This window comes from Halarchaeum sp. CBA1220 (genome assembly GCF_003721175.2).
GTDB classification, from domain to species: Archaea; Halobacteriota; Halobacteria; order Halobacteriales; family Halobacteriaceae; genus Halarchaeum; species Halarchaeum grantii.
In genome coordinates this window covers 1,809,111-1,830,789 of the sequence record NZ_CP054707.1, presented here as the reverse complement: position 1 = coordinate 1,830,789, position 21,679 = coordinate 1,809,111, and the positions used below count along the sequence as shown (strand labels likewise).

At 69.2% G+C, this 21,679-nt stretch carries 23 protein-coding genes and 2 tRNA genes; 12 read left to right on the top strand and 13 right to left on the bottom strand.

Features of this window, described 5'->3' with window-relative positions:
- Positions 1-32: 32 nt before the first annotated feature.
- Together EFA46_RS09720 and EFA46_RS09715 are read right to left on the bottom strand one after the other, a co-directional pair.
- Positions 33-1,136: an AI-2E family transporter gene (locus EFA46_RS09720; RefSeq protein WP_123076284.1), complete on the bottom strand. Its 1,104-nt coding sequence runs from the start codon at positions 1,134-1,136 to the stop codon at positions 33-35.
- Between the two features lie 51 nt (positions 1,137-1,187).
- On the bottom strand, positions 1,188-1,487 hold the full coding sequence (locus EFA46_RS09715; protein ID WP_123076286.1) for a DUF5779 family protein: 300 nt from the start codon (positions 1,485-1,487) through the stop codon (positions 1,188-1,190).
- A gap of 112 nt (positions 1,488-1,599) precedes the next feature.
- Between EFA46_RS09715 and EFA46_RS09710 the strand changes: the two genes are divergently transcribed.
- Positions 1,600-1,749 carry a hypothetical protein gene (locus tag EFA46_RS09710; protein WP_176969860.1) on the top strand — a complete coding sequence of 50 codons (150 nt, stop codon included), beginning with the start codon at positions 1,600-1,602 and terminating at the stop codon, positions 1,747-1,749.
- Between the two features lies 1 nt (position 1,750).
- Here EFA46_RS09710 and EFA46_RS09705 read toward each other — a convergent pair whose 3' ends face one another.
- Entirely contained in the window at positions 1,751-2,191 is a 441-nt protein-coding gene (locus EFA46_RS09705; RefSeq protein ID WP_123076288.1) for a DUF5799 family protein, read from the bottom strand.
- Between the two features lie 55 nt (positions 2,192-2,246).
- On the bottom strand, positions 2,247-2,645 hold the full coding sequence (locus EFA46_RS09700; protein WP_123076290.1) for an OsmC family protein: 399 nt from the start codon (positions 2,643-2,645) through the stop codon (positions 2,247-2,249).
- A 127-nt stretch (positions 2,646-2,772) separates the two neighbouring features.
- Here EFA46_RS09700 and EFA46_RS09695 point away from each other — a divergent pair, with 127 nt between their 5' ends.
- Positions 2,773-4,074: an MFS transporter gene (locus tag EFA46_RS09695; protein ID WP_123076292.1), complete on the top strand. Its 1,302-nt coding sequence runs from the start codon at positions 2,773-2,775 to the stop codon at positions 4,072-4,074.
- On the opposite strand, the gene EFA46_RS09690 is transcribed toward EFA46_RS09695, so the two are convergent.
- The 3 genes from EFA46_RS09690 to EFA46_RS09680 form a co-directional block, all read right to left on the bottom strand.
- Positions 4,062-4,685, bottom strand: a complete 624-nt coding sequence (locus EFA46_RS09690; RefSeq protein WP_123076294.1) for a class I SAM-dependent methyltransferase — start codon at positions 4,683-4,685, stop codon at positions 4,062-4,064. The genes EFA46_RS09695 and EFA46_RS09690 overlap by 13 nt on opposite strands.
- A gap of 63 nt (positions 4,686-4,748) precedes the next feature.
- A complete protein-coding gene (locus EFA46_RS09685; protein WP_123076296.1) occupies positions 4,749-5,003 on the bottom strand; it encodes a DUF5816 domain-containing protein in 255 nt (84 codons plus the stop codon).
- Between the two features lie 56 nt (positions 5,004-5,059).
- Entirely contained in the window at positions 5,060-5,464 is a 405-nt protein-coding gene (locus EFA46_RS09680; protein ID WP_123076298.1) for a cyclic nucleotide-binding/CBS domain-containing protein, read from the bottom strand.
- A 137-nt stretch (positions 5,465-5,601) separates the two neighbouring features.
- Here EFA46_RS09680 and EFA46_RS09675 point away from each other — a divergent pair, with 137 nt between their 5' ends.
- The 6 genes from EFA46_RS09675 to EFA46_RS09650 are packed head-to-tail and all read left to right on the top strand — an operon-like array spanning position 5,602 to position 12,485.
- Positions 5,602-8,235 (top strand): ATPase, T2SS/T4P/T4SS family, encoded by a 2,634-nt coding sequence (locus EFA46_RS09675; RefSeq protein WP_123076300.1) that lies wholly within the window; start codon positions 5,602-5,604, stop codon positions 8,233-8,235.
- Complete coding sequence (locus EFA46_RS09670) at positions 8,232-10,271, top strand: type II secretion system F family protein (protein ID WP_123076302.1); 2,040 nt, start codon at positions 8,232-8,234, stop codon at positions 10,269-10,271. Before EFA46_RS09675 ends, EFA46_RS09670 begins: the two co-directional genes overlap by 4 nt.
- 4 nt (positions 10,272-10,275) lie before the next feature.
- A complete protein-coding gene (locus EFA46_RS09665; RefSeq protein WP_123076304.1) occupies positions 10,276-10,674 on the top strand; it encodes a hypothetical protein in 399 nt (132 codons plus the stop codon).
- The gene (locus EFA46_RS09660; RefSeq protein WP_123076306.1) at positions 10,671-11,270 is read left to right on the top strand and encodes a hypothetical protein; all 600 of its coding nucleotides are present in this window, start codon (positions 10,671-10,673) and stop codon (positions 11,268-11,270) included. Before EFA46_RS09665 ends, EFA46_RS09660 begins: the two co-directional genes overlap by 4 nt.
- Positions 11,258-11,725 carry a hypothetical protein gene (locus tag EFA46_RS09655; RefSeq protein ID WP_123076308.1) on the top strand — a complete coding sequence of 156 codons (468 nt, stop codon included), beginning with the start codon at positions 11,258-11,260 and terminating at the stop codon, positions 11,723-11,725. Before EFA46_RS09660 ends, EFA46_RS09655 begins: the two co-directional genes overlap by 13 nt.
- Complete coding sequence (locus tag EFA46_RS09650) at positions 11,718-12,485, top strand: hypothetical protein (RefSeq protein ID WP_123076310.1); 768 nt, start codon at positions 11,718-11,720, stop codon at positions 12,483-12,485. Before EFA46_RS09655 ends, EFA46_RS09650 begins: the two co-directional genes overlap by 8 nt.
- A 143-nt stretch (positions 12,486-12,628) precedes the next feature.
- Here the strand turns inward: EFA46_RS09650 and EFA46_RS09645 are convergent.
- A tRNA-Arg gene (locus EFA46_RS09645) sits at positions 12,629-12,701 on the bottom strand.
- A gap of 53 nt (positions 12,702-12,754) precedes the next feature.
- Positions 12,755-13,024, bottom strand: coding sequence for a twin-arginine translocase TatA/TatE family subunit (gene tatA / locus EFA46_RS09640; protein ID WP_229870823.1), 270 nt, complete (start codon positions 13,022-13,024; stop codon positions 12,755-12,757).
- Between the two features lie 227 nt (positions 13,025-13,251).
- Here tatA and EFA46_RS09635 point away from each other — a divergent pair, with 227 nt between their 5' ends.
- A complete protein-coding gene (locus EFA46_RS09635; protein WP_123076312.1) occupies positions 13,252-13,731 on the top strand; it encodes a redoxin domain-containing protein in 480 nt (159 codons plus the stop codon).
- A gap of 87 nt (positions 13,732-13,818) precedes the next feature.
- Positions 13,819-14,655 (top strand): HD domain-containing protein, encoded by an 837-nt coding sequence (locus EFA46_RS09630; protein WP_123076314.1) that lies wholly within the window; start codon positions 13,819-13,821, stop codon positions 14,653-14,655.
- A gap of 345 nt (positions 14,656-15,000) precedes the next feature.
- Here the strand turns inward: EFA46_RS09630 and EFA46_RS09625 are convergent.
- From EFA46_RS09625 to EFA46_RS09610, 4 genes are all read right to left on the bottom strand, one after another.
- Positions 15,001-15,072 (bottom strand) — tRNA-Gly (locus EFA46_RS09625).
- A gap of 97 nt (positions 15,073-15,169) precedes the next feature.
- A complete protein-coding gene (locus EFA46_RS09620; protein ID WP_123076316.1) occupies positions 15,170-15,826 on the bottom strand; it encodes a class I SAM-dependent methyltransferase in 657 nt (218 codons plus the stop codon).
- A gap of 48 nt (positions 15,827-15,874) precedes the next feature.
- Positions 15,875-17,968 carry a type II secretion system F family protein gene (locus EFA46_RS09615; RefSeq protein ID WP_123076318.1) on the bottom strand — a complete coding sequence of 698 codons (2,094 nt, stop codon included), beginning with the start codon at positions 17,966-17,968 and terminating at the stop codon, positions 15,875-15,877.
- A 3-nt stretch (positions 17,969-17,971) separates the two neighbouring features.
- Positions 17,972-19,600, bottom strand: coding sequence for a type II/IV secretion system ATPase subunit (locus EFA46_RS09610; protein WP_123076320.1), 1,629 nt, complete (start codon positions 19,598-19,600; stop codon positions 17,972-17,974).
- Between the two features lie 177 nt (positions 19,601-19,777).
- Here EFA46_RS09610 and EFA46_RS09605 point away from each other — a divergent pair, with 177 nt between their 5' ends.
- Positions 19,778-20,251: a DUF5793 family protein gene (locus tag EFA46_RS09605; RefSeq protein ID WP_123077387.1), complete on the top strand. Its 474-nt coding sequence runs from the start codon at positions 19,778-19,780 to the stop codon at positions 20,249-20,251.
- Positions 20,252-20,287: 36 nt separating this feature from the next.
- Positions 20,288-21,640 (top strand): phosphomannomutase, encoded by a 1,353-nt coding sequence (locus EFA46_RS09600; protein ID WP_123076322.1) that lies wholly within the window; start codon positions 20,288-20,290, stop codon positions 21,638-21,640.
- The last annotated feature ends 39 nt before the right edge of the window (positions 21,641-21,679 follow it).

Below are 21,679 nucleotides of genomic sequence, written 5' to 3'. Positions count from 1 at the left end.
GGGCCCGGGGGCGTCGGCGACGGCGCGCACCCTCAGAACTCGTCGAGGCGGCGCTGGTTCGCCGCGAGGCCGGGTTCGGGGTCGGCGTCCGCGCCGAGCAGGCGCGGGAGCGCGGTGTGCGCGAACGTCAACCCGACGACGAGCGCGATGGGCGCGAAGAAGAGCCCGTAGAACCCGAGGACGACCGGCCCGAGGGTGTACGCGAGCATCAGGAGGCCGACGTGGGTGTTCTCGCCGCTGAGGATGGGGCGCAGGAGGAGGTCGGGGACGGTGTCGACGACGACGACGGCGACCGCGAGGAAGCCCGCGACGTAGACGAGCAGCGAGGTGTCGCCGCCGAGGAGGACGGGGAGCGCGGCGACGAGCGCGGCGGGCACGTAGACGATCTTCATGCCGACGACGGGGACGAGGCTCGCGATTCCGGTGAGCGTGCCGACGAGCGTCGGGTACGGCACGTCGACGGGTGCGGGCGCGACGGCGTTGTACGCCTGGAAGGCCGTGATGGCGATGAGCGCGATGGCGATGACGTTCAGGAGGTTGCCGAAGAGGACGGCCTCGAGCTCCTCGTCGACGGCTTCGAGGTACTCGCGGAGGATGGCGTCGTCGTCGAAGCGCAGGAGCCACGCGCGGATGCGGTCGCCGTCCACGAGGAGGTAGTAGGTGACGATGATGACGATGAAGAGGTTGAGGAAGAAGTTCGAGACGAGCGACGTCAGGAAGGACGCGTGCGCGGACGCGAACTCGATGAAGGGGTCGAGGTCGCCGGCCTGATACGCCGCGTAGAGGCCGTGCGGGGTGAACTCGGGGATCTTCTCGACGCCGCCGAACCACGCGAGGTTCCGCGAGGCGAGTTCGACGAGCGCGTACTGGGCGGCGAAGTGGCGCGCCTCGACGGCGAGGAGGACGACCGCGTAGCTGACGAGGAGGACGAGCGGGACGGCGAGCGAGGCGAGGACGACGACGGCGCGCACGCGCGAGGGGAGGTGGAGGCGGCGGAGGGACTTGTGGTAGCGCCGCGTCGAGTAGTAGAGGAAGACGGAGACGGTGAGCGGGGCGATGAACTGGTAGGCGAGGGCGCCGAGGACGACGGCGACGAGGACGCCGAAGCAGGCGACGACGAGTCGCTTCTCGTTCATGTCCGCGACGTCGCGGCGACGAACAGTAAAGTTACGGCTCCGCTGGCGTGCTCAGAGCCGGGAGGTGTCGAGCGAGACGCCGGCGGGCGCGGCGACGAGGAATCCCCGGAAATGCATCAGCGTCGCGCCCGCGTCCTTCGCGGGGCCGGCGAACCCGGCGGCGCGCTCGTTCAGTTCGCCGTGGACGGCGAGGACGAGCACCTTCCCGGCGGCGAGCTCCTCGAGCCACTCCTCGTCGGGCGTCTCGCCGTCGAGCACGCCGAGGACGACGCCCTCGACGCCGTCCGCCGCCTCCCACTCGTCTATCTGCTCCTCGGCGTTCCGCAGGTCGAGACTGAACCCGTCGCTCATACGCCTGCTCGCGCGGCCACGGGCATCAATGCTTCGCGGGCGGCCCGCGCGCCGTCGCCGTCGTCGTCGCGCGGCCCCGCGATTTATGACCCTCGGACGCCTCCGAACGGGTATGCCGAAAGTCCACTTCGACGAGGCGACCATCGAGCGCCTCGACGACCTCCGAACGGAGGACCAGTCCTACGACGAGATCGTCAACGAGCTCATCGACATCTACGAGGCCGAGGAACTCACCATCTTCCACGGCGGCGACGTCGAGTAATCTAGTCCTCGGCGTTCGCGGCGACGCGACAGACCTCCTGCCACCGCTCGTTCTCCTCGAGTCGTTCCTGTAGTTGGTCGGCGTACTCCTGGACGAGTTCCTCTGCTTCCTCGTAGCGCTCGTCGCGACCGCCGAAGCCGAGCGCGCGCTTGATGCCGCCGAGGAACCCCTCGCCGGAGGACGTGCTGCCGGCGCCGCCCGCGCCCATCGACGCCATCTGTTTCTCCACGTTGTCGATCTCGCTCATCACCTGCGGGAGCTTCCCGGTGTCCGCGACGAGTCGCGCCGACTCGGCGTCCTCGGGCTGCTCGATGTGGAACTCGGTCGCCGTCATGATGAGTCCCCACTGCTGGCGCGAGAACGAAGATGCCTCCACTTGCTCACCGAACTCGTCGTCGATGCTCATACGCTCGCCGACGACGCGGTCCTTCCAGTCTGCCATACTCCACGGTAGGGCCGTGGGTGGTTTGTCTCTTGCCCTGCGGCGACCGCTTCCCTCAGACGGCGTCGCCTTCGGAGGTGATTTCGGCGTGGAGTCCCTCGCGGAGCGCGGAGTGGACGTGGCAGATCTCCGTTCCGCGCTCGGTGATCTCGGCGAGGTCGTCGTCCTCGATGGCGGCCTCGACGCGGACGTGGAAGCGGATGGCTTCGAGGTCGTCGTCCTCGTCGAGGTCGCCCTCGACGTCGATTTCGACGCGCCCGAGGTCGTCGTGGCCGCGCTGTTTGGCGGCGACGCGGAGCGCGGGGACGTAGCAGGAGGCGTAGTCCGCGAGGAGCACGCCGTTCGGGTTCGGGCCGGCCTCGTCGGTGGCGTCGACGGTGAGTTGGAAGTCGCCGACGCGGGACTTCGTGACGTAGCCGGCCTCCGAGACGCTGGTAACTTCGAGGTCCGTCATGTCGTCCGTGTGGACTCGCGCCGCCCGCGTAAACGTTCCCCCCGCGTCGCCGCGTCCGGGCGGGCGCGTCGGCCGTCGACCGGTGGGCGGGAAACGCTCTTGGTGGACGCCGACGAGGCTACGCCCAATGCCCGACGAGGAGCGCGTCGACCCGCTCGAACCGTTCAGACAGGTGGCGTCGCTCCCGCGCGACGTGCTCGTGCTCTCCGTGGCGATGTTCGCGTTCAGCCTCGCGTTCCAGATGACGGGCCGCTACGTCCCCGAGTACCTCCGCGTGCTCGGCGCGGGCGCGGGCGTCATCGGGCTCTACGGGAGCCTCGGCAACCTCATCGGCGCGCTCTACCCGTATCCGGGCGGCGCGCTCTCCGACCGCCTCGGCTCGCGGCGCGCGCTCACCGCCTTCGGCGTCTGCTCCGCGCTCGGCTTCCTCCTCTGGTTGCTCGCGCCGGCGCTCGGGCCGCTCTCGCTCGGCGCGCTCGCGCTCCCGGTGTGGACGTGGCTGTTCGTCGGCCTCCTCCTGACGCAGGCGTGGAAGTCCTTCGGGCTCGGCGCGACGTTCGCCGTCGTGAAACAGCGCACCGCGCCCGGCGAGCTCGCGGCGGGGTTCGCGAGCACGGAGACGTTCCGGCGCGTCGGCTTCCTCCTCGGCCCGCTGCTCGCCGCCGGCCTGCTCGCGTTCGCCGTCGACTTCGAGACGGGGTTCCAGTGGGTGCTCGCCGTCGCCGTCGCCGTCGCCGTCGTCGGGACGCTCGTCCAGCACGTCTACTACGACGCGAGCGGCGACAGCATCGGGAAGCCCTTCGAGGGGGTGGGGCAGGTGCTCGCGGACCTCCGCGCGCTCCCCGCCGAACTCCGGCCGCTCCTCGTCGCGGACGTCCTCGTCCGGTTCGCGAACGGCATGGCGTACGTCTTCTTCGTCGTCGTCGTCACCGAGCACCTCGACGTCGGGGTTCGCGCGCTCGGTGTCTCGCTCTCCCCGGCGGCGTTCTTCGGCGTGCTCCTCGGCGTCGAGATGCTGGTGGCGCTCGTCGCGATGCTCCCGGTGTCCAGACTCGCCGAGCGCGTCGGCCTCAAGCCCGTCATCACGCTCGGTTTTGCCGTCTACGCGCTCTTCCCCGTCATGCTGATCAACGCGCCCGCCGACGCGTGGGTGCTCGTCGCGCTCTTCGCGTTCTCGGGCCTGCGCTTCGCGGGTCTCCCCGCGCACAAGGCGATGATCGTCGGGCCCGCCGCGGCGGACGAGGGCGGGCGCGTCACCGGCTCGTACTACCTCGTCCGGAACGTCATCGGCATCCCGAGCGCGGCGCTCGGCGGCGCCATCTACGCGGGCGACCCGGTGCTCGCGTTCACGCTCGCGTCCGCCGTCGGTGTCTGCGGCGTCGTCTACTACGCGCTTCGCGGCGTCGAGTTCGACGCCTACGCAGGCTGACGCCGGACGCCCGCGACGTACGCGGCGTTCCGACTCCACCGGCGCTCGAACGCCGTTTCGGCGACGAACTCGACCGTCCAGCCGTTGCGCCGGCGCTCGAAGCGCTCGCGGAGTTCGGCGGGCGAGACGCCGTAGGTCGAGGCCGGGTCGCGGCGGGCGTCCCCGAGGAGGAAGTACCACCCGCCGGGGCGCAGGACGCGTTCGAGGCCGGCGACGAAGCGGTCGCGCTCGGCGTCGCCGAGGACGTGGAACATCGCGGAGTCGACGACCGTCTCGAAGGCGAAGCCCGCGTCGGCGAGCGCGGGGAGGCGGAGGGCGTCCCACGCGAGGAACTGCGCGGGGACGCGGCGCCAGCGCGCCTTCTCGCGGGCCTGTGCGACGGCGCGCTCGGAGAGGTCGATACCGAGGACGTCGAGGCCGCGACGGGCGAGGAAGAGCGCGAGTTCGCCGGTGCCACAGCCGACGTCGAGGACGGGCCCGCGGATGAGGCCGGCCTCGGCGAGGTGGACGAACGGCCGCTGCGGGCGGCCGATGTCCCAGTTCGGCACGCCCGCGTAGGCGGCGTCGTAGACGTGCGTGAGCGGGCGACTCGGGGCGTCGGGGACGCTCACCGTCCCCTCCGGCGACGTGTCGTGGTCACGCCGGTGCTTCGGGCGCGCGTGCCGTAGGGCTTCCTACAGGTAGCCGGCGTCCCAGCTCGTGGGCTTGCGCCGGTTGCCACAGCCCCGGCATTCGACGCGCCCCATCGTGTCCATGGTGGTGTCGCTCCGGCCGCAGTTCGTGCAGAGCCAGCCGTAGCGGACGTGGCGCTCGGGGTCGCGGTAGAGCGCGACGAACGGCCCGCGCGAGCCGTTGGTGGAGTCCTCGGGGTCGACGTACGCCGATTCGCCGTCCTCCGTCGTCACCGGTCTGAGTGCGCTCGTCGCCATACGAGACACTATGCGATGCGTTACCAAAAACCTAGGGTCGGTGGACGACCGTCTACTTACTCGGCGTCGTGCTCGTCGAGCGTCGAGACGTAGGACGTGAGGTCGGTCGTCGTCACCATCCCGATGACGTGGTCGTCTTCGTCGACCACCGGCATGTGGTGGATGCGCTCCTCGACGAGGCGCGCCGCGACGTCCACGACGAGGTCCTGGGCGCCCGCCGTCTCGACGTCGCGCGTCATGAACTCGGAGACGGTGGAGTTGTCCTTGGGCTGGCGCTCGGCGACGATGCGGACGAAGTCCGTCGTCGTGAGGATTCCCAGCAGTTCGTCCTCGTCGTCGACGACGACGACCGAGCCGATGTCCTCCGAGAGCATCATCTGTGCGGCCTCCTCGACCGACGTCTCCGGGGAGACGGTCGTGACGCCGGCGGACATCACGCGAGCGATGAAAACGTCATCCATACACGTACGAGGGGGCGCGAGCGGTTAAGAACTGACGAAGTGGCACGGCCGTCCGCTATCTCGGCCGCCAGCGGCGACGTATCGACGCTCGACTCGGCCACAAGTGTTTTTCAGACTGCTGTGCGAATCAGGGGACGATGTCCACGGACCAAGCCGACGACGCCGCCGGGGACGCCGAGCAACCGGCCGACCCGGAGGGCGTCGACGGCGCGTCCTCCGCGACGCCCGAGGCCGACGCCCCCGAGAGCGAGCCCGAGGAACCGGGGCCAGCGGTCGTCAAGGGCGAGTACACGTGGGAGGACTTCAAGGACGAGTACTACTACGACGAGGAGGGCGAGCCGCCGACCGACGACGAGGAGAACGTCGTCCCGTTCGACCCCGAGGAGTACCTCGGCTTCGATCCCGACGACCTCCCGGGCTTCCTCTCGCGCGGCGGCGAAATCGCCGACACCGGCGACGACGTCGTCGAGGAACGCACCCTCGACCTCTCCTACGAGGACGAGGACGAGTTCTTCAGCGACGTTCACGGGACCACCACGATGGCGAACCGCTACGACCTCGAGAAGGAGGTCGCCCTCGAGAAGAAGTCCCACTTCGCCGAGGTCGAGCGCTACTGGGTGAACAAGCCCTACGCGTTCGTCGTCATCTTCCACTCCGACAAGGAGAACGAGATGAAGTACTACCTCGTCGAGCCCTACCAGAACCAACTGGAGGACGACCTCCAGGAGTTCCTGACCGGGAAGCTACGCACCGCGATCAAGTACGCGAGCGACGACGTCGCCGCCGAGGGGAGCGAGCGCGAGCGCCGCGACGTCATCGAGCGCGAGACCCGCGAGCTCCTCGAGCGCTACGACATCTACAGCGGCGACGTTCGCGGCGAGGTGTCGTTCGTCGACCGACTCCGAGAGGCCGTCGAGCAGTTCACCGGCGAGGGCGAGGACGCCGGCGAGGCGGGGGCGAGCGAGGAGTCGACGACCGACCGACTCGACGGCATCGCCGCCCGCCCCGAACCCGCCGTCCTCGAGGAGGACGCGCAGACGCTCACGCAGTATCAGGTCGAGAAGCTCCTCTACTACCTCAAGCGCGACTTCATCGGCTACGAGCGCATCGACGGCATCAAGCACGACGTGAACGTCGAGGACATCTCCTGTGACGGCTACGAGTCCCCGGTGTTCGCGTATCACTCCGACTACGAGCAGCTCATCACGAACGTCTACCACGGCACGCAGAGCCTCGACGACTTCGTCGTGAAGCTCGCCCAGCGCTCCGGGAAGGGCATCTCGAAGCGCCAGCCGCAGGTGGACGCGACGCTCCCGGACGGCTCGCGCGCCCAGCTCACGCTCGGCCGCGAGGTGTCCGACCACGGGACGAACTACACCATCCGCCAGTTCAAGGACGTCCCCTTCACGCCGGTCGACCTCATCAACTGGAAGACGTTCTCCCTCGAGGAGATGGCGTACCTCTGGCTCTGCATCGAGAACAACAAGAGCCTCATCTTCGCGGGCGGCACCGCCTCGGGGAAGACGACGAGCCTGAACGCCGTCTCGCTGTTCATCCCGAGCAACGCGAAGATCGTCTCCATCGAGGACACCCGCGAAGTCGAGCTCCCCCAGCGCAACTGGGTGGCGTCCGTCACGCGCCCGAGTTTCGGCGAGGACGAGAAGGGCGACATCGACGAATTCGACCTGCTGGAGGCCGCGCTCCGCCAGCGCCCCGACTACATCGTCATGGGCGAGGTGCGCGGCGAGGAGGGCCGCACGCTCTTCCAGGTCATGTCCACGGGCCACACGACGTACACGACGTTCCACGCGGACAACGTCAGCGAGGTCCTCAAGCGCTTCACGACCGCGCCCATCAACGTCTCGAAGACGCTGTTCACCGCGCTCGACCTCGTCTCCATCCAGTCCTCGACGCGCGTGCAGGGCAAGAAGGTCCGCCGGAACCGGAGCATCACGGAGATAAACCGCTACGACGCCGAGAACGACGAGATCAACGTCAGCGACGTCTTCCAGTGGGAGCCCGAGGGCGACGAGTTCCGCCAGCTCACCGAGTCGAACACGCTCGACGAGATCCAGTTCGACCGGGGGTGGTCGCGCGAGACGCTCCAGCGCGAGCTCTTCGAGCGCCGCGTCGTCCTCGCCTACCTCATCCGGAACGGCCTGAACGAGTACACGCAGGTCGCCGCGACCCTCCAAGCGTACATCGCCGACCCGGACACCATCCTGACGCTGATGGCGAACGACGCCCTCGAGGAGAGCCTCGCCGACCTGCGCGGGATGGAGTCCGTCCTCATCGACGTCGACCCGGAGAAGGAGGCGATGGTGCCCCGCCCCGACCCGACCGAGGACGTCTACGAGGAGGCTATCGACCTCCTCCAGCGCGCCGAGGACGATCTCTTCGAGGAGTATCGCGGCGAGGAGGCGCCCGACATCAGCTTCGCGCTGACGGCGGCCGCACAGGAGGCCGCCGACGCCGACGTCGTCGTCGACGAGTCCGGCGAGACGCCGACCATCGAGGACGTCTACGCGGAGGCCACCGAAGGCGCCGGCGAGGAGGCGCCCGACGAGACGGGCGAGGAGACGGACGAGGAGACGGCGGCGACCGAGGGGGCGGGCGAAGAGGGGAGCGCGGAGACGGACGCGGGCGAGGCTGAGGACGCGAGCACGGGGGCGACCACCGAGGACGCGACGGGAGGGACCGAGGACGAGGAACCGACCGGAGGGACGGGCGAGGACGCCGACACGGGGACGGGTGACGAGGGGGCGGAATGAGCTTCGAGAACGAGTCGACGTTCGGCTCCGGCGACCTCCTCGCACAGACCTTCTACCCGCTCTACCAGTGGCTCTTCGACGACTCGAGCGACTTCGTCGCGGACGTCGAGACGAAGCTCGCGGAAGCGCGCCGCGACGAGACCGTCGAGCTGTTCCTCTCGCGCGCGCTCGGCATCGGCGTCATCGTCGGACTCGTCCTCTGGGCGCTCGGGACGCTCGCCGGATGGGCGCTCTTCGCGACCGGCGTCATCCCGACCGAGGACCTCGTCGGCCTCTACATCCCGAGTCAGGCCGTCGCGGACTTCCTCGACCTCATCAAGGTCCCCGCGCTCGTCCTCGTCACCGGGCTCTTCTTCGGCACCATCGGGTTCGCCGCCGGCTTCGGCGGCCTCGTCGGCATCCCGTACATGACCGCCGGCGAGCGCAAACGCGAGATAAACATGCTCCTCCCGGACGCCGTCGCGTTCATGTACGCCCTCTCGATGGGCGGCATGAACCAGCTCGAAATCCTCGAAGCGATGGCGAAAGCCGACGACACCTACGGCGAAGTCGCCCTGGAGTTCCGGAGCATCGTCCAGGAGACGCAGTACTTCGACACCGACTACCGGACGGCGGTGCGGAACCGCTCGCTCGAGACGCCGTCGGACGAGCTCAGCCAGTTCCTCACCGACATGCTCTCCATCGTCAACTCCGGTGGGGACATGACGAGCTTCCTCTCCGACAAGAAGGACAAGCACATGCGGACGGCGAAACAGCAACAGGAACTCACGCTCGACACACTCGAGCTCTTCGGCGAGATGTTCATGACGCTCTCGCTGTTCCCGCTCCTGCTCATCATCATCCTCGTCATCATGAGCATGCTCGGCCAGTCACAGGACCGCCTCCTCTACGGGACGGTCTACGCGCTCATCCCGCTCGTCGGCGTCGGCTTCCTCGTCCTCGTCTCCACCGTGAAGGAGGACGAACCCGGCGACGGCTACCTCCGCCTGCAGGACGGCGAGGGCGGCGAGGAGACGACGAGTCGCGAGCCCGGCCTCCTCAACCTCGGCCTCATCGAGCGCTTCAAGGACGGCGGCGCGATCTTCGAGCGCATCTACGACCGCGAGGGCACGCACGAGGCGAAGTGGGTGTTCACGCACCCCCACCTCTTCTTCAAGCGCCACCCGCTCTACACGCTCGGCCTCACCGTCCCCGTCTCCGTCGTCATCCTCGCGCTCGCCGTCTCCGCCGGCACCGCGCCGACGACGCTACAGGGGATGCAGGACCGCGCCATCGCCGGCACCTTCGTCTGGGTGTACGTCCCGATGTACCTCGTCTTCCTGCCGCTCGCGGCGTTCCGCGAGTGGAACGAGCGCTCTCGCCACCGCATCACGAACAAGCTCTCCGACGACCTCCGCAAGCTCTCCTCCGCGAACGACACCGGCCTCACCCTCCTCGAATCCATCAAGACCGTCTCCGACACGTCGTCGGGGAAGCTCGGCGAGGAGTTCAAGATCGTCTACGCGAAGGTGAACTACGGGACGAGCCTGCGCGACGCGCTCGTCGAGTTCAACAACAAGTACCACATCCCGCGCCTCGCACGCACCGTCAAACTCGTCAGCAAGGCCCAGGAGGCCTCCTCGCAGATATCCGCCGTGCTGACGACGGCCGCGCAGGCCTCCGAGAACCAGGACGACATCGAGCGCGAGCGCAAGTCGCGCACCCGAATGCAGGTCGTCATCATCATCATGACCTACCTCACCCTGCTCGCCGTCATGGCGATTCTGAAGGTGCGCTTCCTCGACGTGATGGCGGGCCTCGCCACGCAGGCGAGCGGGGGCGGCGGGGCGGCCTCGCAGGCGGGCGGCGGGAGCATGAGCTTCGGTGGGGGCATCGACACGCAGAAGCTGAACATGATGTTCTTCCACGCCGTCACCATTCAGGGCGTCCTCTCGGGGTTCATCGCCGGCTACATCCGCGACGCCGACCTCCTCAGCGGCGTGAAGTTCGCCGTCGTCCTCCCGACGGTCGCGCTCGTCGTCTTCACGTTCATCTAGAGCCATGAGTGAGAGAGCCCAGACCACCATCGACTTCGCCGTCGGCGCGAGCGTCTTCCTGCTCACGGTCGCGTTCGCCTTCTCCTTCGTCCCCGGCCTCATCACGCCGTTCGCGAGCGGCCAGGAGTCCGCGCCCGCCGTCTCGAACCGCGTCGCCGACGACCTCGTCCAACAGGACCTCGCGGTCGAGGGCGACCCGTACACGCTCCGCGAACCCCTGAACTTCGACGGCCCGACGCTCGACGTTCCGCCGCTGATGGACGCGAACGTCACGCTCACGAACGAGAGCGGGCGGATAGCGAGCCGCGGGCCGACGCCACCGTCGGACGCCTCGACGTCGGGCGCGTGGCGCGTCGTCTCCTATCAGGGCGACCACGCCGACCTCCGGGTGACCGTCTGGTGACGTCCTCCGACCGCGGGCAGGCGCACACGCTCGAAGGCGTCACGGCGGCGCTCCTCGTCGTGACGAGCATCGTGCTCGCACTCCAGATGACGGCCGTGACGCCGCTGACGGCGTCGACGGCGAACCAGCACATCGAGACCCAAGAGCGCGCCGCCGCCCACGGCGTCCTCACCACGGTCGGGTCGTCCGCGCTCCGCGAGTCCGCCCTCCACTGGAACGCCTCGAGCGCGCGCTTCGTCGGGTCGGGCGACCGCGGCTTCCACGTCGGGAGCGGGCCGACGAGCGACCTCGCGCTGCTCGACCGGTTGAACGAGACGTTCACGGGGACGGGTATCGCGTACAACGTCCGGTTCGTCTACATCGGCGCGAACGGCGAGGACCGCCGCACGCGGCGGTTCGTCTACAACGGCGAGCCGACCGAGAACGCCGTGAGCGCCAGCCGGTCCGTGACGCTCTACGACGGCGACCACGTCGCCACGTCGGGCGGCGCGAGTACTGACGAGGTCAGCGACGTCACGTATTTCGCGCCCGACGCCGCGCCGAACTCGAGGGTCTACAACGTCGTCGACGTGGAGGTGGTCGTATGGCGGATGTAGGGCGCGACGACGGACGCGGCGTCGCCACCGTCGTCGGCTACGTCCTGAACATCGGCATCGCGCTGCTCGTCGTCACCGGCCTCCTCATCGCGGCGTCCGGCTTCGTCGGCGACCAGCGCGAGCGCGCCGTCGACACCGAGCTCCAGGTCATCGGCGACCGCTTCGCGAACGACCTCGCGACTGCGGACCGCCTCCTCACGCAGACGGACGCGGAGTTCGTCGCCGTCGACGCGCCGCTCCCCTCCCGCGTCGTCGGTCGCTCCTACACGGTCCACGTCGGCGACCCCGGGCCGGCCGGCGGCGCGGTTCGCGTCGTCCTCACCGCGCCCAGGTCGGACGTCACCGTCTCGCGCACCATCCACCTCGAACACGGCCTCGCGCGCAACACCACGCATGCCGGTGGCTCGCTGCGCGTCGTCGCCGACGGCGACGAACTGGAGGTGCGCGATGGCTGACCGGCCGGGGCGTCACCTCAGCCTTGAGGCGGGCGAGCGCGGCGTCAGCGACGTCGTCGGCTTCGTCCTCGTCTTCGGGCTCATCATCAGCACCGTCGGCGTCGTCTACACCACGGGTCTCTCCGGCCTCCAGGACGCACGCGACGCCGAGCGACTCTCGAACGCCGAGGTCGCGTTCGGCGTCCTCGACTCGAACGCCGACGACGTCCTCCACCGTGGTGCGCCGGCGCGAACGACCGAGATCAAGCTCTCGAACGCCCGTATCGGCCCCGGTGACCCCGTCACCGTGACCGTCAGCGCCGGGCCGAACGCCTCGGTGTCGCGGGAGATAACGCCGGTCGTCTACAGCGCCGACGACACGGACATCGTCTACGTGCAGGGCGCGGTCATCCGCTCGCAGCGCTCCGGCGCCGTCATGCTCCAACCGTCCGACGTGCAGACGGGCGAGCGCGCACTCTTCCCCATCGTCGACACGCACTTCCCGGAGGAAACGACGATTGGCGGCCAGACGCGCGCGCTCGTGCGCTTCCGCGTCCCGACACCGAGCGACCGGTCCGTCCGAACGCTCACGACGGCGACGAACGACACCGTCACCGTCACGGTGCAGACGCCCCGGACCGACCCGTGGCAACGCCATCTCGACGCCTACGACAACACGACCTGCGACGGCGACGCCGCGAACGACACCGTCACCTGCGAGTTCAGCGGCGTCGAAACCGCCGTCGTCCCCGTGACGACCGTTCACGTCCGGATCGCCTGAGCGAACCTCGTGCCGCCCTCGCCCCCTCGCCCGTCGCTGTACGGGCGTGGCGAGGACTCGAACCACGGTCGCAAATCTTCGATTTGCTCACTGATTCGAACCCGTCCGCATCGCTGTTCGCCTCCTTACACTCGACGGAATAGCGGGCGTGGCGGGACTCGAACCCGCGATCTAGCGGTTAGGAACCGCTCGCCGTGTCCGCTTGGCCACACGCCCCGTGGCGGTGGCTACGGGAGTGGGGATGAAAAACGGTTGCTCTTCCGGGCGGCTTAGTTCGCGCTCTTCGAGGTGTCGGTGGACTCGGTCTCGGTGACGACCTCGCTCTCCTCGGAGTCGTCGGCTCCGCCGTCGCGGACCTCCTGCAGTTCTTCCTCGATTTCCTCGCGGCCGCGCTTGAACTCGCCCATCGCCTGCCCCGTCGAGCGCGCGAGTTTCGGGATCTTGTTCGCACCGAACAGCAGTACCGCGATGAGGAGGATGAGCGCCAACTCCATCCCGCCCGGCATGCCGCCCAGGAACGCTGGGGTACTGGTGAGCATCTCTACCTTTCCGTAGCAAACTGCCAGTTATAGGCTTTTTGCTCCCTCCGGCGTTCGGCCGGGAGACGCGCCGACGGGACCGTACGCGGCGTCTTCGAGTTCGGGATCGCGTTCGGAGGCGCGACTCGAGTGGCCAAACCGTGTCGCGTGGTATCGCGCACCGCTACCTCGGCGCCCGTTCCGCTGGGAACGCAACCATCATGGGCGATGCCGCCAAACGACTACCCATGGTTGACGTTGGAGACGACGCACCCGACTTCACTGCACCGCTCGCCGACGGCGACGTTGGCTCCTTCACGCTCTCCGAGGAACTCGGCGACGAACCGCTCGTCCTCGCGTTCTACCCCGGGGCGTTCACCGGCGTCTGCACCGACGAGATGTGCACGTTCCGCGACAACCTCGACGCGTTCGAGGACGTCGGTGCGACCGTCTACGGCGTCAGCGTCGACACGCCCTTCGCGAACAACGAGTTCCGCGACCAGAACGACCTCGACTTCGACCTCGTGAGCGACTCCGATAAGGAGGCCGTCGAGGCCTTCGACGTCGTCGACGACGACTTCGCCGGCTTCGGCTACGCCGTCGCGAAGCGCTCCGTCTTCGTCCTCGACGCCGACGGCGAAGTCACCTACAAGTGGGTGACCGACGACCCCGGCGTCGAGCCCGACTACGAGGAAGTCGAGGAGGCCGCCGCCGAAGCCGCCGACTAGCGCGACCCCGAACACAGCGGCGGCCCGGTTCGGCCGCTCGACACCGAGGTCCCGCTCCTTTTTACCGCCGCGCGACACACGTCCGGTATGAGCGACAGCGACGGTCCCGCGACCGAAGACCGCGGGATGCAGGAGTACGACCCCGACGCGACGCACGCCTTCCCCGACGAGAAGCTGAACGACGTCCTCGGCGTCCTCACGAACGACCCCGAGGTCGTCGCGCTCCTCGACGCCCAGAACGTCAACCCCGTCACCCGGAAGGGGTACAACGACCACGGCGCGAAGCACATCGAAATCGTCCGCAACCGCGCGCTCCGCCTCTACGACCTCCTCAAGCGCGGCGGCGTCGAGTTCAACGGCGCGGCCGATCAGGGCCTCGCGGAGGCGGACGAACCCGTCATCGTCGCGCTCGCCGCGACCCTCCACGACATCGGGCACGTCGTCCACCGCGACGACCACGCCTACTGGTCGATTCCGCTCGCCGCCGACATCCTCGACCGGCTCCTCCCCGAATTCTACGACACGGCGGACGCCGTCCGCGTGAAGGCCGAAGTGCTCCACGCCATCCTCTGCCACCACACCGAGGAGAAACCGCTCACCGTCGAGGCCGGCGTCATCCGCGTCGCTGACGGCCTCGACATGGAGCGCGGGCGCTCGCGCATCCCCTACGAGCGCGGCGGACGCGGCATCAACACCATCTCCAGTCAGGCCATCGAGTCCGTCACGCTCCGCGACGGCCGCGACAAGGACGAGGACGTCCCGGTTCTCGTCGAGATCCGGATGCGCAACGCCGCCGGCGTCTATCAGGTCGACAGCCTCCTGAAGGAGAAGCTCGAGGAGTCGATGCTCGAAGAGGAGATCCGCATCGTCGCCATGAACGTCGGCGGCGACGGGAACCAGCTCGTCGAACGCATCGAGCTCTGAGGGCGCGACGCACGCGTCCGCGTCCCACGGCCGGCCGCGTGCCAGTCTCCGCATCACGACCGCCCGGTACTGCCGGCGTACACCGTGTCCGCGACCGACAGCCGACTCGTCGTCTTCACCGACCACGAGTTCCTCGCGCTCTCCGGGAAGGACGTCGTGCTCGCCGGGGCGCTCACGTATGCCGTCGGCGCCGCCTGCATCTCGCTCGCCGGACACGCACGGGGCGTCCGTCCCGCCTTCGGCTACGCCCTCGACGGCGCCTTCCGCACGATGGTCCGCGCGTACGCCGTCATCGGCGTCGGCACTCGTCGTCCGGGCTCTCGGCTCACTCCGGTCGACAGAATATGCACCGACCGGGATTTGAACCCGGGCCATGAGCTTGGAAGGCTCAGGTCCTAGCCACTAGACCATCGGTGCTCGCTTCGTTCGCACCGCGCATCGCAGACCGCCTGTCCGCTCGACGTCGGTGCGCGACATTCCCCGTTTTTCGGCGGTCGGTAAAGACGGTTTCCCTTCAGGACGTGACGACGGCGTAGGAGTTCCCCGCCGACTCGTAGGCGTCGAGCACGGTGAGCGCGGAGGCGTCGAGGTCGGCGCGGAACGCCTCGGGGTCGTAGATGTGGTAGTAGCGGGGTTCGGTCTCGCCGCCGGGGAGCGTCCAGTCCACGGTGGTGTCGAAGCTCTCGCGCTCCTCGAAGCGCTCGTGCGTCGTCGACCAGACGCTGAGCAGCGCCTCGCCGCCGTCGTCGAGGACGCGCGCGAGCTCGTCGAGGCTGGCGAGCCGCGCCACTCGACTCGGGAGGTGGTGGAGGGTGGCGACGTAGACGGCGAGGTCGATGCTGTCGTCGCGGAGGGGGACGCGGGCGGCGTCACCCCGGACGAGCGAGAGGTCGTAGTCGCGTTTGGCGGCGCGTGCGCGGGCTTCGGCGAGGAGGCCGGCGCTGGCGTCGACGCCGACGACGGCGTCGGCGTGCTCGGCGAGGAGTTCGGCGTGCCGGCCGTTGCCACAGCCGAGGTCGAGCGCGCGCGTCGCGTCGCCGTCGTGCTCGGCGACGAAGTCGGCCACGTCCGGCCACGGGTGCTCGCGGGTCTGCGAGAAGTGCGCGGCGATGCGGTCGTACACCCGGTCGGGGCGGGGGTCGCCGGTCGGCGGTTCGGGGGCGTCGGGCATACACCACGGGAGGGCGTCCCGGCCCTTGAAGCGCCGGGATGCGGGCGATCAGGCGAAGACGAGGAAGATGGCGTACGCGATGGCGAGCATCACGAACGCGTGCTTGGCGCCGGAGCGCGGGTCGCTCTCCGCCATCTGGCCGGCGACGAAGCCGGAGCAGACGGACTGGACGAGCGCGGTGTGGAAGAAGAGGAGGCTGTAGGCGTCCTTCTCGGCGGCGGTAATCTGGCCGATGCCGCTGACGGCGCTCCCGGCGGCCGCACCGCCCCCGCCGAACTGCTCGGCGGTCGGGATCGCGGGCACGAAGATGGTGTCGAGGGCGACGATGATCGCGAGGAAGACGAAGAACGCGAGGTAGATGACGACGAGGTAGGTGATGAGCTCGTTGCGGCGCTCGCGCTTCAGGCGCTGCGTGGACTTCGCTTCGTCGGCGGCGATCCGGAGGACGGGTCCGAGGTCGCTCGTCGCGCTCATCGCGTTCGTCGTGAGCGTGACGATGCGGGTGATCGTCGGCGTTCGGACGCGGTCCTCGAAGCGCTGGAGGGCGGCCTCGACGGGCGCGCCCCACTGGACGTCCGTCCACGTCCGCCCGACTTCGCGGTTCAGGCCGCCGAGGTCGCTGCGCGCGACGCGTTCGAGGCTGGCGACGATGGGCATCCCGGCTTCGTTGGTGCTGGCGAGGCGGTCGAGGAAGTCCGGGATCGCGCGTTCGAGCGCGTCGATCTGGCGCTTGCGTATCTCCCAGATGAACGCGAACGACCCGACGACGAAGAGGACGGCCTGTACGACGGGGTCGTCGAGCACGCCGAGGAGCGACTCCAGCGTCGCGGGTTGGAGGAGCTCGGCGGGCGCGGTGTCCGTGGCGAGCAGCGCGAGTATCCAGCGGCCGAAGACGTAGAGGACGGCGATCGGGCACGTGATGGCGAGGAACCAGACGGGCTGTTCGACGAGCGTCTCGACGGGGTGGGTGAGCGCGTAGCGAGTCGGCTGAATGCGGTCGTGGATGCGCAGTCGCGCGCGGTTCGCGAGGTCGCCGGTCGTCCCGCCGTCGGTGCTGACGGCGTCCGCTTCCGGGGTGTGCGATTCGACGACGCGCTCGTAGTCCTCGCCGGACTCGATGATGCGCTCGCGGTCGAAGTCGGTGTCGCTCGTGATGCTGTCGAGGTAGACGATGAGGCCGAGGGTGGCGAGCGGGATGACGAGGTAGGTGAAGACGCGGAGGAAGGTGAGCGTCCCGCCGAGGACGAGGCCGATGACGACGAGGATGGTGATGAGGAAGAGCGGGCCGGCGACGAAGACGGTGACGTACGCTTCGGCGAGCGTCGAGAGGAGTTCGAGGAAGCGCTCCTGCTCGCTCTCCGACTCCTCCTTGTACTGCTCGTACTCCTCGTGGAGGAAGCCGCTGACGCTCTGGCCGGACTGGAGGACGCTCGTGAGGTTCTCGATGAACTCCTGAAAGTCGTCGCTCGGGGTGCGCTGGGCGGTGCGTCGGAGCGCGCTGATGAGGTCGGCGCCGAAGAGATCGACGTCGCGGACGGTGACGCCGACTTCGCGCGCGGCCTCGCCGTAGACGGCGTGGTTCCGCGCGAGGATGCGCAGGATCTCCGTGAACGCCATCCCGGAGCGCGAGAGCGCGAACATGAACGCGATGTTGCGTTCGAGCGTCGAGTCGATCTGTCGGGCGCGCTCGCCCGCCCGATAGCGGGGGAGCGTCCAGCGGAACTGGTAGGTTGCGAACGCCGCGATGACGCCGAGCGTCACGCTCCCGAGGAGGACGGCGCCGAAGAGGGGGAGCGCGCCCATCTCGGTGATCGAGGCGGACGCGGTGACCGGGAGGACGCCGGTTTCGACGAGGACGAGGACGGCGGCGACGAGGTAGAGGCCGAGCACGCTCCCGATGACGCCGGCGACGGCGCTGAAGAGGAACGTCCGGGCGGCGTAGGCGACGTACGACCGGGGGACGTGCGCGGAGCGGAGGACGCGGGCCTGCTCGCGGTTCGCGCTCGCCCGCGAACGCGCGTAGCTCCCGAAGACGCCGATCCCCACCCACGTGACGAGCCGGTCGAGGCGCTCGCTCAGCGGGACGCACGCGAGCGCGACGACGAGGAGGCCGGCGAGGACGAGCGGGAGGTACTCGAGCACGGCTTACCTCTCGACGTCCTCGTCGAGTCGGTCGGTGACGCGCTCGATGACCTGCTCGGGGTTCGCGTAGTACTCGTTGACGAGCGCGGTGAACTGCCGGTAGTCCGTGATGTCGCGGTCGACGAGGTACTTGAGGACGCGCTTCCGGTTCCGGAGCTCGCACAGCAGCTCGGAGCGGCTCCACCCCCGGTCCTCGCGGATCTCGTCGAGGACCGCGCTGTCCTGCTCGATGAACCGGTCCTCGGTGGGTCGCCACTCGAACGCCGTCGAGTAGTCGAGGTCGCCGGTGCGCTGGTCGATGCCCTCGATCTCGGCGATGACGCGGTTGCGCCGCACGCGCTCGTCGCCGACGTACGTGAGCGTCTGCACGCAGAGGATGTCGAGGCTCTGAATCATCGCGCGCGGGACGTTGATCGGCTCGTTCTCCAACCGATTTATCGCGGTCTGGACGCTGTCGGCGTGCATCGTCGAGTACGTCGTGTGCCCGGTGTTCATCGCCTGGAAGAGCGTCATGGCCTCGTTGCCGCGCACCTCGCCGACGATGATGTACTCGGGGCGGTGGCGCAGCGCCGAGCGCAGGAGGTCGTACATCGTGATGTCCGAGCTGTCCCCGAGGCTCTCGCGCGTGATGGAGGAGAGCCAGTTGTCGTGATAGAGCGTGAGCTCGCGGGTGTCCTCGATGGTGAGCACCTTCGAGCGCGGCGGAACGAACATCGAGACGGCGTTCATCGACGTCGTCTTCCCCGAGGCGGTGCCGCCCGCGAAGAGCAGGCTCTTGTTGGACTCGATGGCGAGCCAGAGGTACGCCATCTGGTCGAGGTCGAACGTGTTGAGGTCGACGAGCGTCGCGGGCGTGAACGGCTCCTCGGAGTACTGGCGGATGGTGAACGCGGACCCGCGCGGGGTGACTTCCTCGCCGAGCGCGAGCTCGGCGCGACTGCCGTCGGGGAGCGTCGTCTCCGTCACGGGGTCGCCGATGCTGATGTGCCGCCCGGACTGCTGGGCGAGGCGGACGACGAAGCTGTCGAGCTCCTCCTGCTCGTAGGAGAGGTTCGTCTCGATGTCGGTGTAGTCGTCGTGGTAGACGAACAGCGGGATCCCGTAGCCGTCGCAGGAGACGTCCTCGATGTGGTTGTCGTGCATCAGCGGGTCGATTTTCTCGAAGCCCTCGAACGCCCGATAGAGGTAGTAGAAGAGGCGGTGGAAGGCGTTCGGGTCGATCTCGGCGCCGTACTCTTCGAGGAGGCGCTGGGTGCGCTCTTGCAGGATGGATTCGGCGTCCTGCGGGTCGTACTGGGCGTCGTAGACGAGGGTGTCCCGGACGTCGCTGAAGAGGTTCTCGAGCAGTTCCTGCTCGACGTCGTCGAGATCGGGTTCGACGACGTGATAGCGGTACTCGTTCGCCTCGTCGTCGTGGCCGATCCAGACGAACGCGTAGGGCGCGTTCACCCAGTAGCGGTCGACTTCCTCGTAGCCCTCCAGCCCGGAGAAGGAGACGAGCGGGCCGTGTTCGGCCGGCCGGTAGTCCGTCTCGGCGATAGTGGATCCCCGAAGCATCTCGACGGCCCGTGCGAGCCGCCAGCGGATGCGCTCGTAGCCGCCCGAGAGTGTATCTGGAAGTTCGCTGGACATCGAGAGTGTCTACTGACCCAACACTCCCGCATAGCTTAAAACCTGTCCGCATACTGGGGGACGGTGCGTCGCGGGATGACGACGTGGCGCGGGACCCGTCGCCGCGCGCGATGGCGCGCGCGTCCCCGTCGGCGTTACGTTCAAGTCGTGTGACCGTGTAGCGTGGTCCACATCCAGATGCGGCGCGAGGACTTCACGCTCGACGTCACGGTCGAGGACAGCGACGACACGAACGCGCGGCCGCCCACCGTCACCATCGACTTCGACGGCTCGCGGACGGACCTCGAGGAGCGCCTCCTCGGGCCGGACGGCGAGTACCTGTCCGCCGAGGAGACGGACGTGACGCTCCGGTTGCGCGGCGACCCGGACGACCCCGACGCGACCGGCGTCGTCTCCGTCACCGACCGCGTCACCGGCTCGCTCCTCCTCGAACTCGACGAGGACGCGGCGGACGTCCTCGACTTCGTGGACGCGGCCCGCGCGTACGGCGAGCGCGAGGACGGCGACGACGTCAACGGCAGCTATCGCGTCGTCGTCTCCGTCGACGGCGAGCGCGTCCTCACCTACGAGAAGGAGACGTTCCTCGTCTACAGCGCGGACGGCGACCTCCTCCGGGGTCGCAGCCTCATCCCGGGGGGCGTCGAGCTGTAGCGGTGGCTCTTTGATTCGGGCGACGCACACCCGAGTATGGACCTCTTCGGAACGGCGGGCATTCGCGGGAGCGCACAGGGCCGGGTGACGCCGGAGCTCGCCCTGCGAGTCGGGCGGGCGGCCGGCCGGAACGCGGACGCGTTCGTCCTCGGGCGCGACGGCCGCGTCACCGGGGACGCGCTCGCCGCCGCGATGGCCGCCGGCCTGACGTCGGCGGGCGCTGACGTCACCGTCCTCGGGCAGGTGCCGACGCCGGCGCTCGCGTGGGCCTCCCGGGGGCGACACGGCGTGATGCTCACCGCCTCGCACAACCCTCCGGAGGACAACGGCATCAAGCTCTTCGACGACGGCACCGAGTACGACGACGCACAGGAGGCCGACATCGAGGCGGCCGTCGCGGCGGGCGCGGAGCCGGCGCGCTGGGACGAGTGGGGCGAGCGCTCTCAGGGGTCGGTGCTCGCGGACTACCGCGACGCCGTCGCCGACTACGCGCGCGAGCACGGCGCGCCCTGCGACGGCCTGACTGTCGCCGTCGACTGCGGGAACGGGATGGCGAGCGTCGCCACCCCGCAGGTCCTCCGCGAGCTCGGCGCGCACGTCGTGACGCTGAACGCGAACGTCGACGGGCACTTCCCCGGCCGGCCGAGCAAGCCGACGCCGGAGACGGTGCGCGACCTGCGGGCGTTCGTCGCGGACGGCGACGCCGATTTCGGCCTCGCGCACGACGGCGACGCCGACCGCATCGTCGTCGTCGGCCCGTCGGGCGGGGTCGTCCACGAGGACACGGTGGTGGCGATGCTCGCCGAGCACTACACGCGCGCGAGCGCCGTCGCGGACCCGGTCGTGGTGACGACGCCGAACGCCTCCGCGCGCGTGGACGAGCGCGTCGCCGACGCCGGCGGGCGCGTCGAGCGCGTGCGACTCGGCGCGCTCCACGAGGGCATCGCGGAGGCGCGACGCGGGGGCGGCGACGTCGTCTTCGCGGCGGAGCCGTGGAAGCACATCCACACGGAGTTCGGCGGGTGGATCGACGGCGTGGCGTCCGCCGCCGTGCTCGCGCGCCTCGTCGCGGACGCGGGCGGACTCGACGCCCTGCGCGACCCGGTCACCGAGCGCCCTTACCGGAAGGTCTCCGTGGAGTGCCCGGACGACCTGAAGGCGGCCGTGATGGACGCGCTCGAGACCGACCTCCCGGCGGCGTTCGCGGACGCCACGGTGGCGACGGAGTACGGCGTCCGCCTCACGTTCGAGGACGGCGCGTGGACGCTCGTCCGCCCGTCCGGCACGGAGCCGTACGTGCGGGTCTACGCGGAGAGCGACGACGTCGACGCGCTCGTGGACGACGTGACGGCCGTAGTGCGGGACGCCGTCGCGGCGGCGCGTGAGTGAGGTCGCGTCCGTCTCGTGTGTGACGGGCGTCGGACGCCG

Coding starts and splice junctions, on each gene's coding strand:
- EFA46_RS09685 (WP_123076296.1), bottom strand. CDS start 5,003: ATGGCGACGAGCGCACTCAGACCGGTGACGACGGAGGACGGCGAATCG.
- EFA46_RS09630 (WP_123076314.1), top strand. CDS start 13,819: ATGAGCGACAGCGACGGTCCCGCGACCGAAGACCGCGGGATGCAGGAG.
- EFA46_RS09695 (WP_123076292.1), top strand. CDS start 2,773: ATGCCCGACGAGGAGCGCGTCGACCCGCTCGAACCGTTCAGACAGGTG.
- EFA46_RS09680 (WP_123076298.1), bottom strand. CDS start 5,464: ATGGATGACGTTTTCATCGCTCGCGTGATGTCCGCCGGCGTCACGACC.
- EFA46_RS09655 (WP_123076308.1), top strand. CDS start 11,258: ATGGCGGATGTAGGGCGCGACGACGGACGCGGCGTCGCCACCGTCGTC.
- EFA46_RS09635 (WP_123076312.1), top strand. CDS start 13,252: ATGGTTGACGTTGGAGACGACGCACCCGACTTCACTGCACCGCTCGCC.
- EFA46_RS09600 (WP_123076322.1), top strand. CDS start 20,288: ATGGACCTCTTCGGAACGGCGGGCATTCGCGGGAGCGCACAGGGCCGG.
- tatA (WP_229870823.1), bottom strand. CDS start 13,024: ATGCTCACCAGTACCCCAGCGTTCCTGGGCGGCATGCCGGGCGGGATG.
- EFA46_RS09700 (WP_123076290.1), bottom strand. CDS start 2,645: ATGACGGACCTCGAAGTTACCAGCGTCTCGGAGGCCGGCTACGTCACG.
- EFA46_RS09620 (WP_123076316.1), bottom strand. CDS start 15,826: ATGCCCGACGCCCCCGAACCGCCGACCGGCGACCCCCGCCCCGACCGG.
- EFA46_RS09710 (WP_176969860.1), top strand. CDS start 1,600: ATGCCGAAAGTCCACTTCGACGAGGCGACCATCGAGCGCCTCGACGAC.
- EFA46_RS09650 (WP_123076310.1), top strand. CDS start 11,718: ATGGCTGACCGGCCGGGGCGTCACCTCAGCCTTGAGGCGGGCGAGCGC.
- EFA46_RS09605 (WP_123077387.1), top strand. CDS start 19,778: ATGCGGCGCGAGGACTTCACGCTCGACGTCACGGTCGAGGACAGCGAC.
- EFA46_RS09665 (WP_123076304.1), top strand. CDS start 10,276: ATGAGTGAGAGAGCCCAGACCACCATCGACTTCGCCGTCGGCGCGAGC.
- EFA46_RS09670 (WP_123076302.1), top strand. CDS start 8,232: ATGAGCTTCGAGAACGAGTCGACGTTCGGCTCCGGCGACCTCCTCGCA.
- EFA46_RS09720 (WP_123076284.1), bottom strand. CDS start 1,136: ATGAACGAGAAGCGACTCGTCGTCGCCTGCTTCGGCGTCCTCGTCGCC.
- EFA46_RS09705 (WP_123076288.1), bottom strand. CDS start 2,191: ATGGCAGACTGGAAGGACCGCGTCGTCGGCGAGCGTATGAGCATCGAC.
- EFA46_RS09610 (WP_123076320.1), bottom strand. CDS start 19,600: ATGTCCAGCGAACTTCCAGATACACTCTCGGGCGGCTACGAGCGCATC.
- EFA46_RS09715 (WP_123076286.1), bottom strand. CDS start 1,487: ATGAGCGACGGGTTCAGTCTCGACCTGCGGAACGCCGAGGAGCAGATA.
- EFA46_RS09675 (WP_123076300.1), top strand. CDS start 5,602: ATGTCCACGGACCAAGCCGACGACGCCGCCGGGGACGCCGAGCAACCG.